The 14,100-nt window shown below is 73.1% G+C and carries 14 protein-coding genes; 3 read left to right on the top strand and 11 right to left on the bottom strand.

Features of this window, described 5'->3' with window-relative positions:
• Window positions 1-35: 35 nt before the first annotated feature.
• Window positions 36-2,270, bottom strand: a complete 2,235-nt coding sequence (locus tag AB0J53_RS37800; protein WP_364181291.1) for an excinuclease ABC subunit UvrA — start codon at window positions 2,268-2,270, stop codon at window positions 36-38.
• A 61-nt stretch (window positions 2,271-2,331) separates the two neighbouring features.
• Between AB0J53_RS37800 and AB0J53_RS37795 the strand changes: the two genes are divergently transcribed.
• Complete coding sequence (locus AB0J53_RS37795; protein WP_364181288.1) at window positions 2,332-3,294, top strand: WYL domain-containing protein; 963 nt, start codon at window positions 2,332-2,334, stop codon at window positions 3,292-3,294.
• Window positions 3,295-3,315: 21 nt separating this feature from the next.
• Here the strand turns inward: AB0J53_RS37795 and AB0J53_RS37790 are convergent, their stop codons facing one another.
• Window positions 3,316-4,056 carry a CPBP family glutamic-type intramembrane protease gene (locus tag AB0J53_RS37790; protein ID WP_364181285.1) on the bottom strand — a complete coding sequence of 247 codons (741 nt, stop codon included), beginning with the start codon at window positions 4,054-4,056 and terminating at the stop codon, window positions 3,316-3,318.
• A gap of 87 nt (window positions 4,057-4,143) precedes the next feature.
• On the opposite strand from AB0J53_RS37790, the gene AB0J53_RS37785 reads away from it, so the two are divergent.
• Together AB0J53_RS37785 and AB0J53_RS37780 are read left to right on the top strand one after the other, a co-directional pair.
• Window positions 4,144-4,773, top strand: a complete 630-nt coding sequence (locus AB0J53_RS37785) for a TetR/AcrR family transcriptional regulator (RefSeq protein WP_364181282.1) — start codon at window positions 4,144-4,146, stop codon at window positions 4,771-4,773.
• Window positions 4,763-5,434, top strand: coding sequence for a GNAT family N-acetyltransferase (locus tag AB0J53_RS37780; RefSeq protein ID WP_364181279.1), 672 nt, complete (start codon window positions 4,763-4,765; stop codon window positions 5,432-5,434). Before AB0J53_RS37785 ends, AB0J53_RS37780 begins: the two co-directional genes overlap by 11 nt.
• Before the next feature lie 56 nt (window positions 5,435-5,490).
• On the opposite strand, the gene AB0J53_RS37775 is transcribed toward AB0J53_RS37780, so the two are convergent.
• The 9 genes from AB0J53_RS37775 to AB0J53_RS37735 all read right to left on the bottom strand — a co-directional run bounded on the left by AB0J53_RS37775 (window position 5,491) and on the right by AB0J53_RS37735 (window position 14,091).
• Window positions 5,491-5,694, bottom strand: coding sequence for a cold-shock protein (locus tag AB0J53_RS37775; protein ID WP_049565464.1), 204 nt, complete (start codon window positions 5,692-5,694; stop codon window positions 5,491-5,493).
• Window positions 5,695-5,896: 202 nt separating this feature from the next.
• Window positions 5,897-7,060: an ATP-binding protein gene (locus AB0J53_RS37770; RefSeq protein WP_364181274.1), complete on the bottom strand. Its 1,164-nt coding sequence runs from the start codon at window positions 7,058-7,060 to the stop codon at window positions 5,897-5,899.
• Window positions 7,057-7,710, bottom strand: a complete 654-nt coding sequence (locus tag AB0J53_RS37765) for a response regulator transcription factor (RefSeq protein WP_219510678.1) — start codon at window positions 7,708-7,710, stop codon at window positions 7,057-7,059. Before AB0J53_RS37765 ends, AB0J53_RS37770 begins: the two co-directional genes overlap by 4 nt.
• A gap of 42 nt (window positions 7,711-7,752) precedes the next feature.
• Complete coding sequence (locus AB0J53_RS37760; protein ID WP_364181270.1) at window positions 7,753-8,049, bottom strand: DUF3817 domain-containing protein; 297 nt, start codon at window positions 8,047-8,049, stop codon at window positions 7,753-7,755.
• Between the two features lie 118 nt (window positions 8,050-8,167).
• On the bottom strand, window positions 8,168-9,292 hold the full coding sequence (locus tag AB0J53_RS37755; RefSeq protein WP_364181268.1) for a site-2 protease family protein: 1,125 nt from the start codon (window positions 9,290-9,292) through the stop codon (window positions 8,168-8,170).
• Between the two features lie 57 nt (window positions 9,293-9,349).
• Complete coding sequence (locus AB0J53_RS37750) at window positions 9,350-11,029, bottom strand: glycogen debranching protein (RefSeq protein WP_364181265.1); 1,680 nt, start codon at window positions 11,027-11,029, stop codon at window positions 9,350-9,352.
• Window positions 11,029-11,850, bottom strand: coding sequence for a carbohydrate ABC transporter permease (locus tag AB0J53_RS37745; RefSeq protein WP_357592334.1), 822 nt, complete (start codon window positions 11,848-11,850; stop codon window positions 11,029-11,031). Before AB0J53_RS37745 ends, AB0J53_RS37750 begins: the two co-directional genes overlap by 1 nt.
• 10 nt (window positions 11,851-11,860) lie before the next feature.
• Window positions 11,861-12,808 carry a sugar ABC transporter permease gene (locus AB0J53_RS37740; protein ID WP_364181261.1) on the bottom strand — a complete coding sequence of 316 codons (948 nt, stop codon included), beginning with the start codon at window positions 12,806-12,808 and terminating at the stop codon, window positions 11,861-11,863.
• A gap of 2 nt (window positions 12,809-12,810) precedes the next feature.
• Window positions 12,811-14,091, bottom strand: a complete 1,281-nt coding sequence (locus AB0J53_RS37735; protein ID WP_364181258.1) for a sugar ABC transporter substrate-binding protein — start codon at window positions 14,089-14,091, stop codon at window positions 12,811-12,813.
• Between the last annotated feature and the right edge of the window lie 9 nt (window positions 14,092-14,100).

Raw genomic sequence — 14,100 nt, 5'->3', positions numbered from 1 at the left:
CGCCCGCGATCACCCGGCGCGGTCACCCGGCGCGGTCACCCGGCGAGGGCGCGGCCGGTGGGGGTCGAGCGGTCGGTGCAGCCGGCGACGGGGCCCTCGTACAGCACGCTCCCGCCGTGCTGGCCCGGCCCCGGCCCGAGGTCCACGAGCCAGTCGGCCTGCCGGACGACGTCCAGGTTGTGCTCGATGACGACCACGGTGTGCCCCTGCGCCACGAGGTCGCCGAGGACGCGCAGGAGCGTGCCGACGTCGCTCGGGTGCAGGCCGGTCGTCGGCTCGTCGAGCACGTACACGGTGGGCCGAGCCGACTCCCGCAGCTCCTTGGCGATCTTGACGCGCTGGCACTCCCCGCCCGACAGCGTGCTCAGCGACTGCCCCAGGCGCAGGTAGCCGAGGCCGACGGCGGAGAGCTGGCGCAGCGCGTCCGCGATGGCCCGGTCGGGCAGCCGGTCGACGGCCTCGGCGATGGTGAGGTCGTCGACGTCGGCGATCGACAGGCCGTCCACGGTGTGGGCCAGGACCTCCGGGGTGAACCGGCGGCCCGCGCAGGTCTCGCACCGGACCTCCTGGCCGTCCATGAACGCCAGGTCGGTGTAGATCACGCCGAGCCCCTTGCACGCCGGGCAGGCGCCCTCGGAGTTGGCGCTGAACAGCGCGGCGGGGACGCCGTTGCGCCGGGCGAACAGCCTGCGGATCGCCGGGGCGATCCCGGTGTAGGTGATCGGGGTCGAGCGGCGGTTCGCGCTGACCGGCCGCTGGTCGATCACCGTGGCGTCGTGCTGGGCGACGAGCTCGTGGGCCAGGCTGGACTTGCCGGACCCGGCGACCCCGGTGAACACGGTCAGCACGCCCGTGGGGATCCGTACGGTGAGGTCGCGCAGGTTGTTGCGGGAGGCGCCCGCCACCGTGAGGTGGCCCGTCGCCTGCCGCGGGGCGGTGTTGACCGGCAGCCGCCGGGCCAGGGCGCGGCCGGTGGGCGTGTCCGCCTCCCGCAGCCGGTCGAACGGCCCCTGGAAGACGAGCCGCCCGCCGCCCGCGCCGGCGCCGGGCCCGATCTCGACGACCTGGTCGGCGTGCGCCATGACGGCGGGGTCGTGCTCGACGACGAGCACGGTGTTGCCGCTGTCGCGCAGCCGCTCCAGCAGCTCGATCATGGACTCCACGTCGGTCGGGTGCAGGCCCACGGTCGGCTCGTCCACCACGTACGTCATCTCGGCGAGGCTGGAGCCCAGGTGCTTGACCATCTTGATCCGCTGCGACTCGCCGCCGGACAGCGTCGTGGTCGCCCGGCCGAGCGTGAGGTAGCCGAGCCCGATCGTGACCATCGCCTCCAGCCGTTCCACCAGGGCGGCGACGACGGGCGCGACGCCGGGGGAGTCGATGGCGCGGACCAGGGCGGCGAGCTCGGTGATCTCCATGCGGGACAGCTCGCCGATCGTGCGGCCGAGCACGGTGGCCGTCCTGGCCGCCTTGGCGAGCCGGTCGCCGCCGCACTCGGGGCAGGTCCCGGCGCGGGTGAAGCGCCGGATGGCCTCCTGCTTGCGCTCGGACAGGTTGTCGGAGGTGTGCAGGTAGATGCGTTCGAACCGCTCGACGACGCCCTCGTAGTCCCGGGGCGGCCTGCTGCCGAGCGCGGCCGCGGCCTCGCCGCCGTACAGCAGTGCCTCGCGTTCGGCCGGGGTCCAGTCGCGGAGCGGGGTGTGGGCGTCGAAGGCGCCGATGTCGGCGTACCGGGAGTACCAGTAGCCGCCGTTGCCGAAGCCGGGCAGCAGGATCGCGCCGTCGGCCAGCGACTTGTCCAGGTCGAGGAAGCGGTCGACCGCGCTGACCACCACCTCGCCGAGCCCGGAGCAGGTGGGGCACATGCCGGCGGGCTCGTTGAAGGAGAACCGGTTCGACTCGCCCACGTACGGGCTGCTGAGGCGGGAGAACAGCAGCCGCAGGTACGTCCACGCGTCCGTGATCGTGCCGACCGTCGAGCGGGCGTTGCCGCCGATGCGCCGCTGGTCGATGACGACCACGGGGGTCAGGCCGCCGATGTGCTCGACGTCGGGTCGCGTCCACTTCGGCAGCCGGTTGCGGGCGAACGGCGGGAACGTCTCGTTGAGCTGGTGGCCCGCCTCGGCGGCGATCGTGTCGAACACCAGCGACGACTTGCCCGAGCCGGACACGCCCGCGAACACGACCAGCCGGTTGCGCGGGATGTCGACGTCCAGACCGGCCAGGTTGTTCGTCCGGGCTCCGCGAAGGGTGATGGTGCGCGCTGTCATGCCGTCACGCTACGAGCAGATGTGGCCGGATTCTGACCGCGTCCGATGGCAGGATCGAGGCATGGCGGACGTCACCGAGCGCATGCTGGCCCTGCTGTCGACGCTGCAGACCGGGCGGCCGTTCGGCGGGGAGGAGCTGGCCCGGCGGCTCGGCGTCAGCCCGCGCACGCTGCGCCGCGACGTCGACCGGCTGCGCGGCTACGGCTACCCCGTTGAGACCCAGCCGGGGCCCGGCGGCTACTACCGGCTCGCGGCCGGGCGCACGATGCCGCCGCTCGTCCTCGACGACGACGAGGCGGTGGCCACGCTGCTGGCGCTCGCCTCGCTCGCCGCCGTCGGGGCTGCGGCCGAGGGCGGGATCGACGACGCCGCGACCCGCGCGTACGGCAAGCTGGACCAGTTCCTGCCCGCCCGGCTGCGCCCGCGCGTCGCGGCGGTGCGGGCCAGCCTGGAGACGAGCCCGCAACGCGCGCCGAGCGTGCCCGCCCAGCAGCTCGCGCTGGTCGCCGACGCGATCGCGCGCCGCGAGGTCCTGTCGTTCGCCTACACGGACGCGCGCGGCGGCCGGAGCGAGCGGCGGGTGGAGCCGTACCGGCAGATCCACCACCTGCTGCGCTGGTACGTGCTCGGCTGGGACCTCGGGCGCGGCGACTGGCGGGTGTTCCGCCTCGACCGGGTCACCGGCGCGACCGGCACCGGCGACCGCTACGAGCCGCGCCCGCTGCCCGCCGAGTCGGCCACCGACTACCTGCGGCAGGGGATCAACCGGGACAAGCAGGACGTCGGCGTCCTGGTCGATGCCCCGGCCGCCGCGGTGCTCGACGCGCTGAAGTTCCAGGACGCCGAGGTCCGCGCGCTGGACGACGGGCGGACCGGCGTCAGCCTCGCGCTGGACTCCTGGCAGTGGCTGATCCTCAACCTCGCCTTCCTGGACGCCGACTTCCGGATCACCGCGGGCCCGGAGTTCACCGCGGGCTGCCGTGCCTTCGCCGCCCGGCTCCTGGCCGCGACCGAACCGGACTAGCCGATCACATGGGGCGGCCGATCACACCAGCCCGGCGGCCAGCAGGAAGATCGCGATCCCGTGGGCGAGCGCGGCGGCGGTGACCCCGTGGCGCACGCGCAGGAACGCGCAGATCAGCCCTTCGTACAGGGTGAAGGCCAGCAGCGGCCAGCCGGCGTCGGTGACCGTCGAGGCGAGGAAGGCGTGGCAGGCGGCGAACAGCAGCGCCGACAGCAGGGCGGCGCGGGTGGCGTCCAGGCGCTGTTCGAACCGTCCCTGGAGGAAGCCGCGGAACAGCACCTCCTCGGCGAGGTTGCCCGCCAGGCTGAACAGCAGCAGCACCGGCAGCAGCGCGACCGCGACCGCGCCGCCGCGCCCGTCCAGGGGCGTGGTCAGCGACAGCAGCAGCACCGGCGCGGCGGCCAGCACGCCGCCGCCCGCGCCCCACACGACCGTGCCGGGGCCGAAGCGCCCCCAGCGCACCAGCGACCGCAGCCCCGCGTCCAGGCGCAGCACCGCGACCGTCGCCGCCACCGTGCCCAGCCCGAACACCACCAGGACGCCCGCCTGGTCGGTGAAGCGCAGCCACGGGACCGCCCCCGCCGCGCCGATCCGCCAGAACCCGAGCGGCGTCATCGCGTCCCTGATCAGGACGAAGGCGAGCACGAGCGCCATGACGCGCGCGAGCGGGTCGCGCTCGCCGCGCGCCAGCGCGTAACAGCCGCCGATCAGGAGCAGGCCGGGCAGCACCCGGGCGCCGTAGGCGAGGAGTTCGGGCAGCACAGAGGGGGCTCCGTTCACGAGGGGGAGAGCGAGACGCCTCCAATAATGCGAGCTATTCTCAGTTTTCGGTACTCGCATAGGAGGGTCGTGCTCACACCCCGTAAACAGCCACGCCAGCAGCGCTCCAGGGAGACGGTCGCGGCGATCCTGGAGGCGGCGGCTCAGCTTTTCCAGAGGCACGGCTACGCCGGCGCCACCACGAACAAGATCGCCGAACGCGCCGGGGTGTCCATCGGGTCGCTGTACCAGTACTTCCCGAACAAGGACGCGCTGCTGGTGGCGCTGGCCGAGCACTACCTCGCCGAGAGCGCCGACCGGGTCGCGCAGGTCTTCGCCGGCGCGCAGGGGCGGCGGCCGTCCCTGTCCGCCCTGCTCACCGACCTGGTGGAGGGCGTGGCCGCCCTGCACACCGACCGGCCGGACCTGCACCGGCTGCTGTACGACCACGTCCCCCGCACGCCCGGCCTGGTCGCCCGCTTCCGGGACGCCGAGCGCCGGATCGCCCGCGCGCTGGCGGCCGAGCTGCGCCGCCTGGGAGCCGGTGGCCCCGATCCCGAGCTGAACGCGCTGCTGGCCGTCCAGGGCATCGAGGCCCAGTTGCACGGCGCGCTGCTCGACCCGCCGGACGGCCCCGGCCACGTCAGGGCGGTGGTGATGCTGTGGGAGCGTGCGCTCTCGTTACCCCCGGAGGGTATAGGATCCGGGCATGACTCCTGAGCGAAGGCTGCACGAGCATCTGACCCGGTGGCTCGGAGCCTGGCCGCCCGGCGGGCCGCTGGACGTCGTCGCCCATCCCGGCCGCGCGCTGCCCGCGTGGGACGGCGCGATCCATCCCGTGCTCGGGGTCGGCGGTCCCGGCGGGGCCGTGCTCTCGGTGCTGCCCGAGCACGCCGAGGAAATCGCGAAGCTGCACGCCGACGACCCCGGCGGCTTCGGGCCGCGGGTCCCCGCGCTGCTCGGGTCGCCCGCCCGCGCCTGGTTCACCGCCGTCTACCGCTGGACGGCCCGGCCCGCGCCGCTGCCCGACGCCGGGGTGTGGGTGCCCGCCACCGATCCGGAGGTGCCCGAGTGGCTGCGGCCCTTCGGCGGCGAGGTGCTGGTGGCGCGCGACCCGCGCACGGGCGCGCACCTGGCCGGCGTGGGCGTCAAACGGCATGACGACCACGGGCGCGAGCTGGCCGTGGTGACCGAGCCCCGGGCGCAGGGGCGCGGGCTCGCCCGGCGGCTCGTCGCCCAGGCGGCGCGCCGGGTGCTCGACGAGGGGGCCGTGCCCACGTACATGCACGCGCCCGGCAACCTGGCCTCCGCGGCGGTCGCCGCCGCGGCCGGGTTCCCCGACCTGGGCTGGACGGCCTTCGGCGTCAGCGCCGCCCAGTAGAGACGGCGACAGCCCCCCGTCCCGGAGGACGAGGGGCTGTCTTCACGTTCTGCGGATCAGAGAACGGTCACGCCGACGGCCTGGGGGCCCTTGGCGCCCTGGCTGATGTCGAACTCGACGCGCTGGTTCTCCTCCAGGCTGCGGAAGCCGCCCGACTGGATCTCGGAGAAGTGGACGAACACGTCCGCGCCGCCGCCGTCGACGGCGATGAAGCCGAAGCCCTTGTCAGCGTTGAACCACTTCACAGTGCCCTGTGCCATTGCGATGTCTCCTCGTCAGAGATGGGTGACCCGCGGGATCGCGGATCGCCGGCCGGGGTTGTCTTTGCTGCGACCGCACCATCTCTCAAGAAGAAACAGCCGCTCACCCGAAGGCGTGCGGGGCAAACCACATACACGGAACTGACCCGGCTGTTCTGTACAACGGCGGCGGCTCGCCGATCATTCCCGGGGCCGTATCCGATCAGCTGGACAGGGGGAGGGCCACGGTGACGCGGAGGCCGCCGTCCGGGTTCGGGACGGCCTCCACGCGGCCGCCGTGTGCGGCCGTGATGGCGGCGACGATCGACAGCCCGAGCCCCGCCCCGCCCGCCGAGCCGGTCCGGTCCGGGTCCAGCCTGCGGAACGGCTCGAACAGCTCGCCGACCCGGCCCGGCGGGACGTGCGGGCCGGTGTTGCCGACGACCAGCCCGGCGGCCGGGGACAGCTCGACCAGGACGCGCCCGCCCCGATGGTTGTGCCGGACGGCGTTCTCCACCAGGTTGGCCACCAGCCGGGTGAGCATCACCTCGTCGCCCGCCACGACGACCGGGCCGCCGGTGACGGAGACGGCGACCGTGACGTCCTTGTCCCGCGCCGCCGGCGACTGCTCCGCGACGACCTGCTCGACCACGGCCGCCAGGTCCACCGGTGCGGGCGCGTCGAGGCCGCGCTCGCCCTGGGCCAGCACGAGCAGGCCGTCGATGAGCCGCTCGGACCGCTCGGTGTTGCGCAGCAGCTCGGCCCGGATCCAGGCCAGCCGTTCCGGCGAGGGGTCGGCCAGGCCGACCTCGACGGCGGTGCGCTGGATGGCGAGCGGCGTGCGCAGCTCGTGCGAGGCGTTGGCGACGAACCGGCGCTGCCCGGCCACCGCGCGCTCCAGCCGGTCGAGCATGGCGTCGAAGGTGTCGGCCAGCTCCTTGAGCTCGTCCTGCGGCCCGGTCAGCGCGATGCGCTCGTGCAGCGTCGACAGCGACAGCCTGCGGGCGGTGGCGGTGATGCGGTGCAGCGGGCGCAGCAGCCGCCCGGTGAGCCACCAGCACACCGCGAACGCCAGCAGCGCGATCGCCACGAACGTGACGAGCGTGATGATCCGCTGCGAGTCCACCAGTTCCTGTTCGAGCTCGTCCGCCCGGACGAACGTCTCCACCCCGGGCGGGACCAGGCAGGGGGCGCCCGGCTCGCACGGCCCGTCGACCTTCCGCCGGACCGCCACGTCCTGGAGGTTCCTGCCGACGGCGTCCCCTTGGAGCCGCTGCGCCACCACCAGCGCCCCCAGCGTGATGGCCGTGAAGATCCCGCCGTAGAGCAGCGTCATCCGGGCCCGCACCGAGAGGCGGCCCAGCGGCCGGATCCGCCGCCCTCTCACAAGCGGTACCCGGCGCCCGGCACGGTGACGATGACCGGCGGCAGGCCCAGCTTGGCGCGCAGCTTGCTCACCGTCACCTTCACGACCGTGGTGAACGGGTCCGTCTGCTCGTCCCAGGCGCGTTCCAGCAGCTCCTCGGCGCTGACGGCGGTGCCGCGCGCCCGCATCAGCACCTCCAGCACCCCGTACTCCTTGCGCGACAGCGCCAGCGGGCGGCCGTCGCGGAACGCCTCACGGGCGCCGGTGTCCAGGGTGATGCCGGCGTGCTCCAGCACCGGCGGCAGCGGCGGCCCGGACCGCCGGGCGAGCGCGCCGACCCGGGCCGCCAGCTCGTCGAAGGCGAACGGCTTGGGCAGGTAGTCGTCGGCGCCCAGGTTCAGGCCGGCGACGCGGTCGTGCACCGTGCCCGAGGCGGTCAGCATGAGGATGCGCACCGGGTCGCCGCGCTGGGCCAGCTCCTGGCAGATGTCGTCGCCGTGCCGCCGGGGCAGGTCGCGGTCCAGGACCAGCACGTCGTAGGCGCCGGCCGCGAGCCGCTCCAGCGCGTCCGCGCCGTCGTAGGCGACGTCGACCGTCATCGCCCGCCCGCGCAGCCCCTCGGCCACGAGATCCGCCAGGACCCGCTCGTCCTCGGCCACCAGAATTCGCATGGTGGCATTCCCGCAGATCGGTGGTAAGAGCGCGGTTAACGCTCAGGCGAGCTGGCGGGCCTCCGTGCGCGCCGCCATCCGCCGCTCGAACCAGATCGAGGTGAACGGGGGCACCGCGCACGCCAGGCCGAGCACGATCGTGCCCCGGCTCCAGCCCGCCTCCCGCGCCGACAGGATCACGCCGAGCCCGTACAGCACGAACAGCGCACCGTGGATCGGCCCGAACACCTTCACGCCGAGCTCGCCGGTCTCGGTCACGTACTTGAAGAACATCCCGACGAGCAGCCCGGCCCACGAGCACGCCTCGGCCACCGCCACGATCCGGAACCAGCGCAGCACGCCCCCACCACTTTCATCCGATTTTCGCGCTCACTCTACAGCCTGTAGAGGACGGCGGGCGCGGTCACTCCGCCGCGAGGACCTCGCCGTACGGGGGCGTCACATCCCGGGAGCGCCGTCAGGGCCCGGGACGGAGGCCGGCGGTCTGGATGGCGCGGCTGATGTCGGTCGGCGTGAGCAGGCCGATCAGCCGGCCCGACGGGTCCAGCACCACGGCCCGGCCGTCGGCGCAGCCGTCCATCCGCGACAGCAGGCCGGTCAGCGGCTCGTCCGGGCGGGCGCTCGGCACGTCCCCGGCGGGACAGGCGATGTCGCTCAGCCGGGTCGTCTCCCGCGCGGCGGGCGGCACGTCCCGGATGCGGTTGAGCGTCACCAGGCCCAGGAAGGCGCCGCGCTCGTCCGTGAGCGGGTACGTGGACAGGCGGCTCGTCATGACCAGGCGCTCGATCAGCCCTGCGACGGTCTCGTCAGGACGGGCGACCACGGGCGGCCCGGTCATCACGTCGCCGACGCGGACGCCGCCCAGCGCCGAGGACACCTGGGTCTGCCGCTCCTCCGCGCCGGCGGCGTTGACCAGGAACAGGCCGATCAGTGCCAGCCACAGCCCCTGGAAGCCGAGGCCGGTGACGACCTGGAAGAGCCCGAGCGCGACGAGCGCGTACCCGAACGCCCGGCCCGCGCGGGCGGCGGTGACCGCGGCGCGCGTCCGGTCGCCCGAGCGCGCCCACAGCGCGGCGCGCAGCACCCGGCCGCCGTCCAGCGGCGCGGCCGGGATCAGGTTGAACACGGCCAGGAGGACGTTCAGCCCGGCCAGGTAGAGGAAGACGCCCGCCGCCAGGGGCGCGCCGGACAGCAGCATCGCCACCGCGCCGCAGACGATCCCGCAGGCCAGGCTGGTCAGCGGCCCCACCACGGCGATCTTCAGGTCGGCGCCCGGAGTACGGGGCTCGCCGCGCAGCTCGGCCACGCCGCCGAGCAGCCACAGCGTGATCCTCGGCACCTCGATGCCGTGACGCTGGGCCACCAGCGCGTGCGCGAGCTCGTGCGCCAGCAGCGACGCCAGGAACAGCACCGCCGCCGCCAGCGCCGCCAGCAGGTAGAGCGCCGTGGCCCGGCCCGGGAACAGCGCGGGGAAGCTCCCGAAGGCCAGGCCGACGACCAGGATCGCGACGATGAACAGCACGCTGACGTTCAGCCCGACGGCGACGCCGCCGATGCGGCCCAGCGAGATCGACGAGCGCATCCGGCCTCCCAGGTCCTCACCCGTCCGGTACCCCGGTGGACGGGCGGAAACATGAGGTCAGCCGGTGTGCGCGAGATCCAGGAACAGGGCGGCCGACCAGCCGAAGCCGCTGGTCGCCCGGCCCGCGCGGCGGCCGGTGCGCGGGTTCCAGTACTCGTACAGCCCGCCGCCGTCGCGGACCATCGCCAGCGTCCGCTCCCGCAGCTCGGCGGCCGTGTCCGGGTAGCCGGAGCGGTGCAGCCCCTCGACGAGCAGGTAGTTGACGTTCAGCCACACCGGGCCGCGCCACATCGCGTCCGGGTCGAACCGCGGGTCGTCGAACGCCACGGTCGGCACCGGCCGCTCGCCCCAGAACGACGGCGACGTCAGGTCCGCCACCAGCCGGTCCGCGACCTCCCGGGGGAGCCTGCCGGTGAGCAGCGGCATGAACTCCAGCGGCGTGCGCACGTCCACCTCGCCCCCGCCCACCCGGGTGACGAAGCGGCGGCCGTTCCACCGGCGCTCGACCATGAGGTCCACCAGCGCCTGCGCCCTCTCCCGCCACGGGCCCGGGTCACGGCCGAGCACGGCGGCGATGTCGCCGAGGCGGTCGTACTGGAGCGCCAGGTAGGAGTTCAGGTCGGGCGGCTCGGCGCGCGGGCCGTGGTCCCAGATCGGGCTGTCGTCGAGGCCGGAGGAGTACGGGTGCAGGTACTCGGCCAGGCCGTCGCCGTCGGGGTCCGAACGGGTGAACCACCACTCCTGGGAGCGGGCGAGCGGCTCGAACACCTCCGCGAGGAAGGCGGGGTCGGGGTCGGCCTCGTGGATCTTCCACACGGCCCAGGCGGTGAGCGGCGGCTTGGTGACCGGGACGACCGTGGGGTCCGGCGGGCCGCCGACGTGCTGGGCGAGCCTGGCCAGGTCGGAGCGGGGCAGGTCGGTGGTCTCGGCCAGCACGCCGTGGTCGTGCACCACGTCGGGGATCAGGCCGTCGGGGCGCTGGTTGTCGAGCAGGATGCGGATCTGCTCCCTGGCCAGGGCGGGGTCGGCGTGGCGGAGGGCGATGGCGTGGAAGTACGCATCCCAGTTCCATAAGCCGACATATCCGTACTTGGAGGGGATGAGGGATTCCCGGCCCCGGATCGGCACCAGGTTCACCGCCAGCGTCCACCACGCCTGCTCGGCCCGTTCCCGCAGGCCGGGCGGCACGGCGGGCATCCGGTCGAACCACGCCCGCCACCGCGCCCCGGCCGCCGCCACCACCGCCCCACCATCCAACCCCGGCCCCTCGGGGAAGGCCCCGTCCGGGGAGGAACCGTCCGGGGTGGGGCCGTTCGGGGTGGGGCCGTCTGTGGTGGGGTTGTCCGGGGTGGAACCGTCCGGGGTGGAACCGTCCGAGGTGGAACCGTCCGGGTTGGGGTTGGGGTTGGGGTTGGGGGTGGTGAGGGGGAGGACTCCGTCGATGGGGGCCTCGCCGCCGTCCCACACGGCGCGGGCGTCGCGGCCGGTGAGGACGAGCGTGTCCGGCCCGGCGAACGCCATCGTCACCCCGCCCGCGAACTCCACCCGGTCCGGCAGCGCGCGCCGTACCGGAAGCTCCCGATCGCCCGACAGGACCCGCAGCCCCGTCAGGACGGTCGCGTCGGCGAGCCGCGTCTCGTACAGCGCCCTGGCGATCCACAGGGAGCCGTCGTCCGCCGCCATCACGAGCAGCCGGGAGCCCCGGTCGGTGAACGGGCGCTCGCGCAGATCCAGCATCAGCGGCCTCCCAGCCCGGACGCGGCCATCGAGTTGATGATCCTGCGCTGCCCGAACAGGAAGGCGATCAGCGTGGGCACCACCGCGATCGCGGAGGCGGCCAGGATCAGCCCGTAGTCCACGGCCATGCGCTGGCCGGAGAACTGGCTCAGCAGCAGCGGCACCGTGGCCAGCTCGGGGGAGTTCAGGAAGATCAGGGGGAAGAAGAACGAGTTCCAGGACGCCAGGAAGGCGATGATGCCGAGCGCGCCCAGGCCGGGCCGGATGTTCGGCAGCACCACGTTCCAGAAGCACCGCCAGCGCCCGGCGCCGTCGATCCTGGCGGCCTCCTCCAGCTCCACCGGGACGGCCCGGATGAACTGGCGCAGCAGGAAGACCGCGAACGGGTTCGCGACGGTGGGCACGATGAGCGACAGGTGGGAGTCGATCCACCCCAGCTCGGCCAGCATCAGGTAGAGCGGCACGACCGTCACCTGCGAGGGCACCATCTGGGTGGCCAGGAACACCACGAACAGCACCTCGGACCCGCGGAAGCGGATCCGGGCGAAGGCGTAGGCGGCCATGGCGGAGGTGAGCAGCGTCAGCGTGACGTTGATCGCGGCGATGTAGAAGCTGTTCCAGTACGCGAGGCCGAACGGCATGGCGCCGAGCGCGTCGGGATAGTTGGCCCAGCGCCACGGGTCGGGCAGCCAGGCCAGCGGGTCGTTCAGCATCTGGCGGACGCCCTTGAACGACGTCAGCAGCATCCAGACGAACGGGAACAGCATCGCCAGGCCGCCGACGGCGAGCGCGGCGTGCAGGGCTATCTGCCGGGGTCGCATGCGGGCCCCCTCACGAGTCGTAGTGGACGAGGCGCTTCTGCGCCGCGAACTGGACGAGGGTCACGAGCAGCGTCAGCACCAGCAGGATCAGCGCGGCGGCACTGCTCAGCCCGAACTGGAAGTCGCGGAAGCCCAGCTCGTACACCTGGTAGACGATGGTCCGCGCGCCGTCGTTGTCCTGGGGGTTGACCAGCACGTAGATCTGGTCGAACGCCTGGAACGAGCTGATCACGGCGACCACGGTGGAGAAGAAGATCGTCGGCGAGAGCAGCGGCAGCGTGACGGAGCGGAAGATCCGCACGGGGCCGGCGCCGTCCATGCGGGCGGCCTCGACGATCTGCGGCGGGATGGTCTGCAGCCCGGCCAGGAAGATCACCACGTTGAGGCCGAGCGACGACCAGATCGTCACCGCCGCGATGGCGACGATCACCCAGTCCGGGTTGCCCAGCCAGTCGGGGGCGGTGATGCCGAACCACTGCTGCAGGCTCGTGTTGAGCACGCCGAACTCGTCGCCCGCGAGGATGATCTGCCACATCAGCGCGACGGCGACCGAGCTGGTGACCACCGGCAGGAAGTACAGCACCCGGTAGAAGCCGCTGCCCCGGACGTTGTTGAGCGCGACGGCGATCAGCAGCGCCAGGGCGAGCCCGGCGGGCACGGTGAGCAGCGCGAGCTTGACGGTGTTCCACACCGCGCGGCCGAACTGCGGGTCGGTGAGCACGGCGGCGAAGTTGGCCAGGCCCGCCCACTCCTTCTGGCCGAGCCCGTCCCAGTGCATGAACGCCAGCACCACGGCGAAGCACAGCGGCCCGACCAGGAACACGACCAGCGCGCTGACCTGCGGCGCCAGGAAGAACGCGGCCCACCAGCCGTCACGGTGGCGCACCCGGCCGGCGCGAGCCCCAGGGCGGGCGCTCCCGGTGCGGGGCCCGGTCCGGGCCCCGGTGTCGAGCGCCACGGCTAGCCCAGCTTGCTCTCGACGAGCGAGCCCAGCTCGGTCATGCCCTGGTCGAAGGGCACCTTGCCGGTCCACACCTTCATCAGGTGCTCGTTGATCGCGGCGGTGAGACCGGGCACGGCCACCTCCTCGGGGTAGTTCGCGAACCCGGTGTCACGCACGTCGAGGAACGTCTGCGCGTGCGCCGGGTAGCCGTCGGCCAGCACGATCTGCTCGGCGCCCTTGATCGACGGCACCGCGCCGCCGCTCTTGAGCCGGATGAGCTGGCCCTCCTTGCTGACGAACTCCGTCAGGAACGTGAACGCCTCCTCGGGCAGCTTCGTCTCCTTGTTGATCGACAGGTAGGAGGCGGCGACGGCGCCCGGCATCGGCTTGCCGTCGGGCGAGGGGAACGGCACGATGTCGTAGTCGGCCAGCTCGCCGCCCTTCTTCAGCGAGTCGATCATCCACCGGCCGCCGGCGTAGAAGCCCACCTTGTGCTTGAGGAACTGCGTGCTCGCGCCGTTGCTGGCGGGCAGCAGGTCGGCGCTGAGGAACGTCTTGTCCTGGTAGCCCTTGGCCAGCGTGCGCAGCGCCTCCACGGACTTGGCGTCGGTGGCGGCGACGAACTTACCGCCGTCCCACACCTTCCCGCCGAAGCCGTTGATCATCGAGTACGTGGATCCGTACCAGTTCCAGAAGATGGACCCGGCCTTCCCCGCGGCCTTGAGCTTGGCGTTCATGGCCAGGTACGTGTCCATCGTCCACTGGCCGGCCTCGTGCAGGGCGGCGGGGTCCTCGGCGATGCCGGCGTCCTTGAGCGCCTTCTTGTCGTACCAGAGCACCTCGGGGTTGGTGTCGTTGGGGACGCCGTAGATCTGGCCGTCCTTCTTCGCGCCGCCGTACACGCCCTCGAAGAAGTCGTCCGGGCGGCTCTTGGAGGAGGGCCCGGCGAGCTTGTCGTTGAGCGGGGAGAGCACGCCCGCGGCGACGAACTTGCCGACGTTGTCGTCGCCGACGAAGAACACGTCGGGCGCGGTCTTGCTGGTGAGCTGGGTGAGCAGCTTGGGGTGGTAGTCCTCGTACTTGGCGACCGACTCCAGCTTGAGCCGGATGTTCGGGTGGCGCTTCTGGAAGTCCTGGGTGAACGCCTCGTACAGCTTCAGGTCCTCGGCCGATCCCCAGGTGGACCAGCGGACGGTGACAGGGCCGTCGCCGCTGCCGGGGACGTTCCCGCCGCCGCTGCCGCTGCACGCGGTGGTCGCGAGGGCGAGCACGCCCAGGATTGCGAGGGCACGCCTCATGGTGGACTC

The sequence above is a fragment of the Nonomuraea sp. NPDC049725 genome (genome assembly GCF_040674795.1).
GTDB classification, from domain to species: Bacteria; Actinomycetota; Actinomycetes; order Streptosporangiales; family Streptosporangiaceae; genus Nonomuraea; species Nonomuraea ceibae.
This window is presented reverse-complemented; position numbering and strand designations above follow the sequence as displayed.

Bases quoted from the DNA above. Each gene is read 5' to 3' on its own strand.
- AB0J53_RS37800 (WP_364181291.1), bottom strand. From the start codon at position 2,270: ATGACAGCGCGCACCATCACCCTTCGCGGAGCCCGGACGAACAACCTG.
- AB0J53_RS37795 (WP_364181288.1), top strand. From the start codon at position 2,332: ATGGCGGACGTCACCGAGCGCATGCTGGCCCTGCTGTCGACGCTGCAG.
- AB0J53_RS37780 (WP_364181279.1), top strand. From the start codon at position 4,763: ATGACTCCTGAGCGAAGGCTGCACGAGCATCTGACCCGGTGGCTCGGA.
- AB0J53_RS37775 (WP_049565464.1), bottom strand. From the start codon at position 5,694: ATGGCACAGGGCACTGTGAAGTGGTTCAACGCTGACAAGGGCTTCGGC.
- AB0J53_RS37765 (WP_219510678.1), bottom strand. From the start codon at position 7,710: ATGCGAATTCTGGTGGCCGAGGACGAGCGGGTCCTGGCGGATCTCGTG.
- AB0J53_RS37755 (WP_364181268.1), bottom strand. From the start codon at position 9,292: ATGCGCTCGTCGATCTCGCTGGGCCGCATCGGCGGCGTCGCCGTCGGG.
- AB0J53_RS37750 (WP_364181265.1), bottom strand. From the start codon at position 11,029: ATGCTGGATCTGCGCGAGCGCCCGTTCACCGACCGGGGCTCCCGGCTG.
- AB0J53_RS37745 (WP_357592334.1), bottom strand. From the start codon at position 11,850: ATGCGACCCCGGCAGATAGCCCTGCACGCCGCGCTCGCCGTCGGCGGC.
- AB0J53_RS37735 (WP_364181258.1), bottom strand. From the start codon at position 14,091: ATGAGGCGTGCCCTCGCAATCCTGGGCGTGCTCGCCCTCGCGACCACC.